This is a genomic window from Enterovibrio nigricans DSM 22720 (assembly GCF_900167155.1).
GTDB classification, from domain to species: domain Bacteria; phylum Pseudomonadota; class Gammaproteobacteria; order Enterobacterales; family Vibrionaceae; genus Enterovibrio; species Enterovibrio nigricans.
The window spans coordinates 1-10,902 of sequence record NZ_FUXU01000104.1 but is presented as its reverse complement, the minus strand read 5'-3'; the positions used below and the strand labels follow the sequence as shown (position 1 = coordinate 10,902).

Below are 10,902 nucleotides of genomic sequence, written 5' to 3'. Positions count from 1 at the left end.
ATCCAATGTGGCTTTGCTGCTTCAATGCGACCAAGTAAATAATCGTAATAGGGGTCTAGCTTCGACGGGCGTGACTGACGTTCGGGGTACACAGGAAGTCTGTCTTTATTCCTAAGGTAAACTCTCACCGTGTTTCTAGATACACCCAACGTCTTTGCGATACGGCGGATGCTTTGGCCCTGTTGATGTAAAACGTGTATATCCACTAGTTGCTCCTGATTGATCATAGTCCGCCGTTTTATCCATGAAACGAACAGACATTTTGTCTCAGGTGGGTCAATTTTAAATCGACGTTAGTGGGTCATTTTTACATCGGCGGTAACAGCCCATCCATACAGCTCATGGGAGCGTGGAGCAAATGAAAATGCTAATGGACTACTACGTCAATATGTACCGAAAGGGTCAAACATACGAGAGGTCGATGATGATGTTATATCTCTTGCTATGGCGAGGATTAATTATAGGCCGAAGAAGTGTTTAGGTTTTAAGCAACCAGCAGTCATATTCCAAGAAATGTGCTTGGCTGCTTAAATGGAGGAGTGTCGCACTTCGGACTTGAATTCGGGCTGTACTAACAATAATTTGCTTAGGATACTTATCTGCACTTTCAAGACGCTTTCTGCGTTCACTAGGATTAATAGATAGAGAACGATTTACTTCGTCATTGAATTTTTCATTCAACTCATGAAGTGAAATTGATAAATAACTTTCCACTGCATTTAGTAAAAGATCCAATGACGAATCATTTGCTCTGTTAACCCAAGCATTTACCTTTTCATTTTTATACGTATCTATTGCATTTGGTGCAGGAAAATTATCAAGCCTGAATAAAGGAGATGTACTACCAACTGTTATACCTATCTCACAATATTCATCATCAGAAAGTGGCTTCAAATAAAATTTTTTAGCTCGGTTTTTTTCTCCTATCTTTTCAAATTTATCTTCAAGCATTGGGTGAACAAATTTTAATTCTGGCTTATCACGCTTTCCTTGAAAGTGTGGTTGTTGCTCTTTTTCAAAAATAAATCCAACCTTTTCCATTCGTTTACGCAACTCTGAATAAATAATGTCTCTATCGTTTCTCATCTACGATCTCTATTTAGGCTAATACGAAATTAAGGCGAACGCCTATTGTACTATAAATAAAAAGGTCTAATTATAACTATTGAAATGACAATATGATAACTACTCTGTATTACCTGACTTAGTCAAAGAAAAACTACCGTCTTTATTCTTAGTCCAAATCACTTTGTCACCATCCTTCCATTCCAGTTCTTTCAGGTATTCATCAGGAATTTCAAAGTAGTGCTCACCTTTATCATTAACTTTGATCGTAACTTTCATTGAATTAACCTCTACTCAAGAATTTGAGCCTTTTTACCAAGCTCACTAAAGTTGCAACATGAACGTTAGTAGCTTTCTGGCAACAAATGTAAATTTCGTCCGACACGTCGCAAATCTCGGATTGCTGCATCCTGTGTTGCAACACGCAGCGGTCTTTCTGAACGGTAAATACTATTCAGAATATCGGATACTGAGCGCTTGGTGTGCGTAATCTCTATCACTCCATAAGGCGTTTTATATTCTCCTTTGCGCCCTGTGCTCATGATGGTCAGTCGATCTATCGGGATCTGACTAATCACACCATATTCTGACAAAGCACTTTCGAGACTGATATAATTATACTCACCTCGTCGGAGTGCTTTTACTATGTATTCGATTGTATCTACACTCTTCGTTTTGGAAGATAGACAGTATACATATACTCCCCGAACCACTCGCTCTAAGACACCTGCATTGAGGAGCCTTTTAAGACCTGCGTTAAAAGCCCTTTCACTATCTTCAATGAACAGTTTTCTCAAATCACCATGACGATAGACATAGTGACCTTTCATATCAAATTCATGTAAACGCTTAATTGCTGACTGTAACTTCATAACTCAAGTGGACACTTATTACATTTAAATATCGTATTTATCGATACTTGGTTGGTAGATACGAGGTAAAAATCAACACTAAATCAATTGATCTTGAACTATTGATTCTGATGAAAAACCAAGTGCTCGATACCCTTTTTCTCGCTTGTTGAACATCCTGAGCAACATTGGAATTTTCACATCAATATAGTCGATCACTTTCACCTCCTCTTTTCCTTTATAATCACGCTGTATTCGCCCTACATATTGGATTAACGAACCTTTCCAAGACACTGGCAACGCCAATATCAAAGTATCTAAGCGTGGAAGGTCAAAGCCCTCTCCTACAAAACGTCCCGTAGCAACAATGACTTGTGTACTGTCTAGCTTCGACATCACCTCAGCTTGCTGCTTTTTCTTCATCGAACCTACTAATATTTGGTGTGTGATCCCCACATCATTAAGCAAACCAGCAATGATATTGGCGTGCTCTCTCCGCTCGGTTAACACGATCGGTACTCTGCCATTAGAGACCTCATTTTGAATTCCCTCGACAATGGTGGCGTTACGTATAGGGTGAAGCATTAACCAACGATAAATCTCAGAAATATGAGGTTTAGGTTCATTCGAAGATAAATGTAATGGCACTTCCAGGTTCAGCTCTCGGCGATCTAGTTCCTGAGAAAACTGATTGTTTCGGTCTGACTTTATGGTATGTCTTACTCTACCTGCTTGCATAAATATGATCGGTTGATGTCCATCTCGCCTTTCAAGTGTTGCACTAATCCCAACGACGTACTTAGCATGCGCTTCAGATAACACCTGCTCATATTGTGGTGCTGATAAATGGTGGCATTCATCCACAATGATTTGGCCATACTCTTTCACCAACGAATGAACACTATTGTCGCTTCTATTTATCAAACTTTGATAAGTCGCGATATCAACTTGTCCTGTTGGTTTCTTCTTACTTCCTGTATATACGCCGATATCGATACCCTGGGTGAAAGCTTTTAATCGCTCCTGCCACTGGTCAACAAGCTGCTTGTTATGCACCAAGACAAGAGTATTGACTCCACGTCTTTGTATTAGACCAATTGCTGTTACCGTTTTACCAAAGGCCGTTGGAGCGTGAAGAACACCAATATCATGCTGCATTAGCTCATCAATCGCTTTACTTTGCGCTGAGCGCAAAGAGCCAACAAATGTCATGTCTGTTAGCGCGTGACCAGCAAAACGATTATCCGTAACTTGGAGAGCAATCCCTAATTCTAAGCAAATAGCCTTTAAGTCATCCCAACAGCCCCTCGGCAAGCTCAAGTAACCACTGTCTAATTCCGCCAAGCATATAAAACGCGCAATTCCGTTGGTCGACAAACGCAGCCCTTGGGCTTTGAAAAACTTAGGATTCGAAAAGGATGCCAATTTTTTAAACTGAGCAATTAGAGGATTCGGAACTTGGTTTATCGGTAAGTACAATCGGTTGGCAAGAACGATGTCTAACGCCTTAGGTTTGTCTGAGATGGCAGCGCTTGTGTTCACTGTTCGTTCCCATGGCTTGATTGATGCGCCATCTTCACCATCATTTCGATGGCCCACTCTGCTTTCGAGAAGTAATTCTATTTTCTCAATAGATAATCGTCCCGTCGACGCTAACACCTCCCATTGATCAGGGTATGGTGTAAATGAGTGATCAACAAACACCGAGTTTCCATTTAAACGAGCTTGTTTTTGTAACGGTAAAGCAATCAGATTCCCAATTCCCCCGATAGGTAGCACGTCTTGATTGGGGAATAGGCGGTCATAGGAATCAAATGACAAAGCACCATGAATTTTCATGGCTTCATCAAGTAAATAGAACCCTAATTGTCGAGCTACTTTTGCGTCAGTCGCCTGTGCAAAGAAAATCCAGACATGTGCCCCCTGACCTGAGCGAGATCGTTCTAATAAACAATCGATGCCTTTTAGTTTGCACACTTCGACATACGCAAGAGAGGCTTCTTGCCAATCACTTTTATCAAAATCAACCGCTAGTAACCAACAGATGTTATTCGCCAGCATAGGATACAAACCAACAACCTCTTTGCCAGTAAGGTGGGCATACATAGCATCGTCACCTAACGGCTTGAATGCTTGGTTGGGGCACTCCAAACACTTTACTTTAGGTTTACCGCATACACCTTGATGCCACTCGTTTTCGCAAGCAATCGCATAACCACTTCTGCCTTGTTGGTTCTGCCACTTATGCGCATAGCATTGAGTATTGCCTTTAAAATAACTCTGATAGATTGACAGTTTTTGCTGAGGTGACATTTCACATGCAGCTTCCTTGTCAATCGCTTCCTGCGTCAATAGACGCTGCTTCTGCTGTTCAAGTTGAGCCAGCTTTTTTTTTAGCTCATGAATCTTTTGTTCAATTAGCTCAAGCTCATCCATATCTAGCCCCGACAATTACATCACTTTCATGCAGTTAATAATCGATTGTATAAAAGACAATACGAAAACAAAGGCACAATTCATAACCTATCTAACATATTTATAAAGCATTCTTGCCTAAAATCAGTACATACCGTCGCTAAATTGAGAGTTATTCACGTTTTGATGCTGCTTCAACATGTGCCTTTCGGCTTAAGAATCCAAGATCAGACATTCGTTGATGTCGCTGATGTTGTGCGAGGGAAGAATTGCGGCTGTATATGCCCTTCTTGCCACACACCACTGATTGCGAGACAAGGTGAAGAAAAGCAATGGCACTTTGCTCATGCGAGCCGCAAGGTTGAAGGAACTGATAAAGAATGTGATTTTTCTTTTTTTGTTTCTGTGCGCATGATGGCGAGACAAGTGATAGAAACAGGTATATCTATTGTTCTTCCTGAGTACAGGAGTTCTCTGACAAAACAAGCGAAAGGAAAGCACTTCAAAGAAGATTTTTTGGTTGCTAAGTCATCTACCATCTTACTTGATAACGTCGATAAAGAAGCTTCATTTGAAAAATGTATTGTAGATGTAGTGGGTAGAGTCGGTGAGTTCACCTTTGTTATTTATTTCACTCACCCAAACCGTCCACTTCCAAGTGAATTGCTCACACCACATAACAGGCAATGCGGTGTGCTCGAAATCAAGTTGGATGATACACATCACCTATTTACACGCGATAAAGTGTCAGGGACTCGGCAACTGGACAAACTAAAAGATTACCTTCAAAACGATGTCGAATCTAAAGTGTGGGTATTTCATCCGCGCTATGCTCAATTGGAACAAGAAGCGACTGAGCGATTATCCTTAAAGGCATCTCAGTACACACCACCACCTACTCCGAGCTTTCGTAATGACCAATATCGTCATCGCAACCAGAGGAATTTCAACCTTCACCGCTCCGAATCATGGCAATCAACAACGAAAGCTATCCAGCCAGTACCTGTACCAAAACGTTCAGCTCAATTTGAGTGCATCATGTGTCAATGCCAGTGGCAAGTTACGCTACCTAGTACACCAATCTGCCCTAAATGCCATAGCCACCTATACGCTAGCGAGGTCTCTTCAAGATAAGCAAGCAGCACATCAATCGTTCATTTTATTCTTCTGTTCATTTTTTATGAACAAACCGAAAAAATAAACATTTACAAACTCAGTCAGACTAAACCGAAGTTTGATTATCCTTTATAAATCTCAAAGCCTATTACTTTGAGTTATCTATTACTCGCACAAAAAATAAAGTACGCTAAAATAGACTTTTAATGATATAGTTCAGACTAATGCATAAAAGAATACCATGATAGACTTTTAGGATTAATTCGATCCGTTACACATTAAAAGTTAATTATGATAGACTTTTATAATAAATCACTATCCAAAACACTTAAAGGTCTACCACGATAGACTTAAAAGCATCATTACGTGGGGGTTTATGGCTAAAAAAGTAAAAGCAATACCATCACCAGATCTCAGCCAAGCATTCACACCAACACTACTAGGTGAAGTAGTGCGAGCTAAAAGAACTCAAAGTAAAGTGACCCAGCAAGATGCTGCACTGCTTTGTGGCGTGTCAAAGCAGACTTACATAAAGATTGAGCAAGGCAGCTCTGATATTAAATTGACATCTCTTATGAAGGTTATTTCTGCTCTAGGAATAAAGATATCGATACTGCCGTGGCAAGATTCAGGTACTTCATCGCAGGAGAGTGACAATGATGTCTGGGTCTAATCAATACACTCTTGATATTGTCTACAGCCAACAAGTCATCGGTAAATTATCACTAAATAAAGAAAGCGATGCTCTCTCTCTCACCTATTCACAAGATTGGCTGAATAACGGATTTCCAATATCTCCACACCTACCCTTTAACACTGATATACCATCAACAAATATCAGGAGATTCTTACAGAACTTACTTCCTGAGAATAAAGGGTTAGATTACTTAATCGACTTTCTGGGCGTGTCACGTTCAAACGTATTTGCACAGATTGGAGGCATTGGCTCTGATACGTCAGGTGCCATGATGTTTCTACCTGAGGGGGTGTCTTCAGATGAAACTGACACTTCTTTTAAACCAATCAGTGATGGTGAATTAATCAAAAAACTTTCTGACCCTGAACTCTGGCACTTGGAAATCTGGGAAGGAAGACCTAGGCTCTCAGTAGCGGGGGTTCAGTCTAAGCTTAACATGTTGTCCATCGATGGAACTTTAGGGTTTGGTGAAGGCGAACTATGCTCAACTCATATCGTAAAATTCGAGAAAAATGAACAACGACATCTCGTCATAAACGAGTTTGTAACAATGAAGCTAGCAAAGCTAATTGGGCTGGAAGTTGCTGAGGTGGAGTTACGATATTTTGACCAGTTCCCTGCATTGATTGTAGAGAGATTCGACCGCAAGCTATTTAACTCTACAAGTGTCAAAAGACGACATATGATCGATGCCTGCCAAGCCTGCAACTTAGGTGTAGACAGAAAATATGAGCGAAATTTAGGTAAGCAAAGAGATGTAAGCCATATACGTGATGGTGTCAGTTTCAGTCGACTCTTCTCGATAACAGAGCTATGCACGAATCCATTATCAGCCAAGCTCACAGTATTGAATTGGGCATTATTCAATCTGTGTATTTATAACGCAGACGCTCATGGAAAAAACTTCAGTTTCTTTGTCCAAAATTCAGGCTTAACACCAACGCCACTCTACGATCTCGTCAATGTGCGAATGTATCCTGAATTTGAGCAAGATCTAGCAATGGCAATTGGAGACGAGTTTGACTCAGATTCAATCAATGCTTACCAACTTATTGAGTTTGCAGACGATTGTGATATTTCACCGAAGCTGCTTCAGCAGAGTATGATCAAAATAGCGAATGGCATTATAAGCCATATTGATGAGGCGATATCTCTCCTTGCTCCAAACTCAGATTCACAGTTAGCTTATCTAGAAAGATACCGTAAGGTAGTTATAGATCGGTGTGAGCACTTCCTTGTGCAAGCACCACTCGTTACTGAAATTGAGCTGTAATTGTAGGTTATAGAAAGCACAAAGAGTGCCTGCTCTTTGTGCTCTCTACTTGATAATAGTTAGCTGCCAGTTCAGTAGCTATGAATCACAGTGATCTGTTCCAGCCAGACTGGACAGATCTGAACAAACCGAAAAAATGAACACAGCCAAATACTATTCTTAGTTTTTGATTCTCAAGCCCAGAACTCGAAAGGACATTTTCACTGCTATCTTTTCAATCTCATTAGCTAGATCCTTACAGCTAACGAACATGATGCCCTAATCTAATTTCAATTTTCACGCTAAGGAATATTCTGTGGATTTACCAATTTTCTCAGCTTTTAGTATTCCTGCTGTAGCCATATCATCAAGTTTTTGCTTCGCACTGTTATAGCTAATACCTAGCAAATTCTCGACTTCTCTCGCTGTTACTGTTGGCTTTTTACGATAGCGAGGCTCACCAGAAACAAACCCTATAATCTTTCTCTCAATATCTTCTAAGCCAGAATATCGCTCTTCTAACTCCTGCATTCGATATGCCGCTCGTTCATAGACGGAAATAAACTCATCAATAGCACGACTGATAACTTTTAGCTGATATTTAATGAAGTACGTGAGGTCTAAGTTATCGTGCTCCGTGTCTAGATAACTCACACCATATTGAATTGGGGCTTTTTTAAGTAATGCTGATATCGCAATATAACGGAAGCCTGTATAACCAGATTTGAACATATACCAGTAAAACAAAGCCCTAGCGACTCTCCCGTTACCATCTCGAAACGGGTGAATGTAACCGATGACAAAATGAAGAGTAATAGCTTGAATAACAGGATGAACACCGTTGCCATTAACATTTAGCCAATTCACGACCCGAGTGAGTAATCTTTCAATGTCATCATGTTTAGGCGGTTGATGAACAACCTCCCCTTCAGCATCAACAACTGCAACATCATCCGTCGTTCTAAATAATCCTGAGGTATATTTTTCTTGCTCTAGCGTTTTCGTTCCTGCCTTGTGTAAATTTCTGATTAACTCAATGCTAAACGACTCATCCCTAAGCTCCCAAGCTATTTGCATTAAGTCAAAATTTCCAAAAATCATTCGTTCATCGTCAGTACGAGGCTTCCTTTTTTTTCTAATCATTTCTTTCGCAAGGATTGTCGTCGTAGCAGCGCCCTCTAATTGACTACTCGATATCGCCTCATCATCCACTAGGTTATTCGCTAAATGCTCAAAATGCGCCCGCTCACCAATTTGCTCTAGGATGCCCAGCATTGCACTATGCGTGGTATGTCGATCAATCTGTGATAACACGCGACCAAACTCGTACAAGTTATTGAATCTGCAATGCTGTATATAGTCAGGAGAGTTTAATAGTGCTTGAATCACTTGCTCAGGTAAGCCTGGAGGCAATGGCTTATCTTCTAATGGCGTTAGCTCTATCAAGGTACTATCTCGAGACAAACGAGTTAGCCACCAACAATATTTGACTTCTAAGCCAGACTTTACCCTACGCCTAAACTCATTAAATGAATGGTAATCATCAGATAGCGGATTGATGAAATCTGTATAGTCGTTAGGATCAAGCCCTTGATTACCAATCTCAAACAAAACGTCACCAATTGTATTAAACGGACACTCTGGTGGTGATAAATACTTACCTGACATAAATTTCATCTCAAAATCTAACAATCCTGAGATCAGATTAATTAAAATTGAGTAATTTTGCTAGCTTTAATCACCCCCCCTGTGATGTTCATCTGTGCTTTCATGCCTGTACCTATCTTCCTGAAGACAGTACGGCTCAAGTTAACTAGCATTCACATAGCTAATGAAGAAAGGCAAAAGTGGCAGGTTTTGCTATCCCAAGATGAACTGCTTGCCCATTCTGCATCTTCTCAAGATATACTATTCGAAACCGAGGCTTTGGCTTCTACAACCCCTTATTAGGTGGATAAATTGAAATTTTACGCAGTATCTGATTTGCACTTGGATTTACACGGTATCCATCGGAGCTTTTGGCATAACTTCGATAATGACGCTGTTTTGATTATTGCGGGTGACACCGCCAATGCGCTCAATGGCATTGCGTATGTAAAAAATGTTCTTTGCTCTTACTTCAAAGCCGTTATCCTCATTGCAGGGAACCACGAGTGGTACGGTAGTAAAAGTAAATCTTACCGTTCTGGCTATCTGCACAAACAAGACTCAATAAGCTCCCCTGACAGCAGGTACTCCCCAATAGCAAAGCTAAAAGTGCACAGTGACACCACTGCGAACTTGTTTTTTCTGGATAATGAATCAATCGATTTAGACGGACGCACCATCTATGGCGGCACTCTTTGGTTTCCTATCCACACATACTCACCTGCTCTGATAGATGCGTACTCAGAGCTGATGAATGATACAAAGTACATCAGCAATCAAATGATTGAAGAGCAACACAAGGCATTCATTAACAACTTTCCAAGGAAAGTTGATATAGCGATATCTCATCATCTTCCATCAAAAGAAGCTTTTGCTGTCGAGAAAAATGCCAACAACGATTATGCTCCGTACTACCAAGCTGGTTTGAGCGACGAACTGATCTCTAAAGCACGATACTGGATTGCAGGTCATCAACACGATCCAGTAGAAAAGATCATTGCTGGCTGCACCACTTTCATTTGCAATCCAAAAGGCTCTATCCCACTCAAGTCAGGAGGCTTAAAGATCAAGGCATACTACCTTTAAAGGAAAATGTTTTATTTGATTTATGAAAGCCTTTGGCTTTCACCTCCTAACCATTCTTTGTTCACATTCATTGATTACCTCCATTTAATTTGAATACCATAAAAAAGTGAACACTATTCCACGACATTACCTGCAAGTATCAATGTTTGTTTCACCAGACCCGCTTCTGAGTCTAGCACTGGGAATAGCATTGAATACGGTACTGTCCAAGCCGTATTAGCAACTAATACAACAGCTCTCTTGGGGTTTAGTTTGGAAACTTGTCCAATATACTCTTGGTTGTCTCGACTACTGATAAAGCCCACCGTTTGACCGATAGACAGCTCAGCCTTCGACAGCCCTACAGCTTTATTTGATATTAACTCAGTATCAATGTGATCAAGGTTCAAAAAGTAAAAGGGCAATGACCAACCTTTACCTGTTTCTTTCTCACGGATCTCCACCCGAGTCCTGCCGACTTTCAATATGGTACAAAGCACAGAATTATTTCGTTCAGTACAAAAATATTCCACCGCCATACCTACCGTCATTTTGGCTTTTAAAGCCTTTGCTCTATCAGGATCTTCTAAAACTTTCTCTATGGCTGATTTGATCCGAAATAGTTCGAAGTCACTCGCTTTTTCTAACTCTTCAAAAACTTGCTGGATATTCATAATATTCCTTAGAATGTTTAAATCGAGACCTCACCAATTCTTCCAGGCTTTGTTGCTTAATTCGGTTGGAAGACATGGCAGCCTAAAGTTGTTCGGTTCTTAAGCAATATACTGAGTTTC

The 10,902-nt window shown here is 40.5% G+C and carries 11 protein-coding genes and 1 pseudogene; 5 read left to right on the top strand and 7 right to left on the bottom strand.

Annotated elements, in window-relative coordinates; all coding sequences use genetic code 11:
- Positions 1–227, bottom strand: a 227-nt coding sequence (locus B5D35_RS20925; protein ID WP_139367821.1) for a helix-turn-helix domain-containing protein, incomplete at its 3' end; no start/stop codon positions are given.
- Positions 228–309: 82 nt separating this feature from the next.
- On the opposite strand from B5D35_RS20925, the pseudogene B5D35_RS20920 reads away from it, so the two are divergent.
- Positions 310–531, top strand: a pseudogene (locus tag B5D35_RS20920) (transposase); the annotation flags it as partial.
- Here the strand turns inward: B5D35_RS20920 and B5D35_RS20915 are convergent.
- The 4 genes from B5D35_RS20915 to B5D35_RS20905 form a co-directional block, all read right to left on the bottom strand.
- Positions 478–1,086, bottom strand: a complete 609-nt coding sequence (locus tag B5D35_RS20915; protein ID WP_078754425.1) for a hypothetical protein — start codon at positions 1,084–1,086, stop codon at positions 478–480. The pseudogene B5D35_RS20920 and the gene B5D35_RS20915 sit on opposite strands and share 54 nt — an antisense overlap.
- Positions 1,087–1,185: 99 nt before the next feature.
- Positions 1,186–1,344, bottom strand: a complete 159-nt coding sequence (locus B5D35_RS24410) for a hypothetical protein (RefSeq protein ID WP_170915238.1) — start codon at positions 1,342–1,344, stop codon at positions 1,186–1,188.
- Between the two features lie 65 nt (positions 1,345–1,409).
- Positions 1,410–1,937: a type IV toxin-antitoxin system AbiEi family antitoxin gene (gene abiEi / locus B5D35_RS20910; RefSeq protein ID WP_078754424.1), complete on the bottom strand. Its 528-nt coding sequence runs from the start codon at positions 1,935–1,937 to the stop codon at positions 1,410–1,412.
- Between the two features lie 78 nt (positions 1,938–2,015).
- Positions 2,016–4,352 carry a TOTE conflict system archaeo-eukaryotic primase domain-containing protein gene (locus B5D35_RS20905; protein WP_078754423.1) on the bottom strand — a complete coding sequence of 779 codons (2,337 nt, stop codon included), beginning with the start codon at positions 4,350–4,352 and terminating at the stop codon, positions 2,016–2,018.
- A 165-nt stretch (positions 4,353–4,517) separates the two neighbouring features.
- On the opposite strand from B5D35_RS20905, the gene B5D35_RS20900 reads away from it, so the two are divergent.
- The 3 genes from B5D35_RS20900 (at position 4,518) to B5D35_RS20890 (ending at position 7,417) form a co-directional block, all read left to right on the top strand.
- Complete coding sequence (locus B5D35_RS20900) at positions 4,518–5,465, top strand: competence protein CoiA family protein (RefSeq protein ID WP_078754422.1); 948 nt, start codon at positions 4,518–4,520, stop codon at positions 5,463–5,465.
- Between the two features lie 358 nt (positions 5,466–5,823).
- On the top strand, positions 5,824–6,120 hold the full coding sequence (locus tag B5D35_RS20895) for a helix-turn-helix domain-containing protein (RefSeq protein ID WP_078754421.1): 297 nt from the start codon (positions 5,824–5,826) through the stop codon (positions 6,118–6,120).
- Positions 6,104–7,417, top strand: a complete 1,314-nt coding sequence (locus tag B5D35_RS20890; RefSeq protein ID WP_078754420.1) for a HipA domain-containing protein — start codon at positions 6,104–6,106, stop codon at positions 7,415–7,417. The genes B5D35_RS20895 and B5D35_RS20890 overlap by 17 nt, the downstream gene beginning before the upstream one ends.
- A gap of 276 nt (positions 7,418–7,693) precedes the next feature.
- Here the strand turns inward: B5D35_RS20890 and B5D35_RS20885 are convergent, their stop codons facing one another.
- Positions 7,694–9,064: a Fic family protein gene (locus tag B5D35_RS20885; protein ID WP_078754427.1), complete on the bottom strand. Its 1,371-nt coding sequence runs from the start codon at positions 9,062–9,064 to the stop codon at positions 7,694–7,696.
- Between the two features lie 291 nt (positions 9,065–9,355).
- On the opposite strand from B5D35_RS20885, the gene B5D35_RS20875 reads away from it, so the two are divergent.
- Positions 9,356–10,129, top strand: coding sequence for a metallophosphoesterase (locus B5D35_RS20875; protein WP_078754426.1), 774 nt, complete (start codon positions 9,356–9,358; stop codon positions 10,127–10,129).
- A 113-nt stretch (positions 10,130–10,242) separates the two neighbouring features.
- On the opposite strand, the gene B5D35_RS20870 is transcribed toward B5D35_RS20875, so the two are convergent.
- Positions 10,243–10,782 (bottom strand): hypothetical protein, encoded by a 540-nt coding sequence (locus B5D35_RS20870; protein WP_078754418.1) that lies wholly within the window; start codon positions 10,780–10,782, stop codon positions 10,243–10,245.
- Positions 10,783–10,902: the final 120 nt, after the last annotated feature.

Bases quoted from the DNA above. Each gene is read 5' to 3' on its own strand.
- B5D35_RS20905 (WP_078754423.1), bottom strand. From the start codon at position 4,352: ATGGATGAGCTTGAGCTAATTGAACAAAAGATTCATGAGCTAAAAAAA.
- abiEi (WP_078754424.1), bottom strand. From the start codon at position 1,937: ATGAAGTTACAGTCAGCAATTAAGCGTTTACATGAATTTGATATGAAA.
- B5D35_RS20890 (WP_078754420.1), top strand. From the start codon at position 6,104: ATGATGTCTGGGTCTAATCAATACACTCTTGATATTGTCTACAGCCAA.
- B5D35_RS20870 (WP_078754418.1), bottom strand. From the start codon at position 10,782: ATGAATATCCAGCAAGTTTTTGAAGAGTTAGAAAAAGCGAGTGACTTC.
- B5D35_RS20900 (WP_078754422.1), top strand. From the start codon at position 4,518: ATGCTGCTTCAACATGTGCCTTTCGGCTTAAGAATCCAAGATCAGACA.
- B5D35_RS24410 (WP_170915238.1), bottom strand. From the start codon at position 1,344: ATGAAAGTTACGATCAAAGTTAATGATAAAGGTGAGCACTACTTTGAA.
- B5D35_RS20895 (WP_078754421.1), top strand. From the start codon at position 5,824: ATGGCTAAAAAAGTAAAAGCAATACCATCACCAGATCTCAGCCAAGCA.
- B5D35_RS20885 (WP_078754427.1), bottom strand. From the start codon at position 9,064: ATGTCAGGTAAGTATTTATCACCACCAGAGTGTCCGTTTAATACAATT.
- B5D35_RS20915 (WP_078754425.1), bottom strand. From the start codon at position 1,086: ATGAGAAACGATAGAGACATTATTTATTCAGAGTTGCGTAAACGAATG.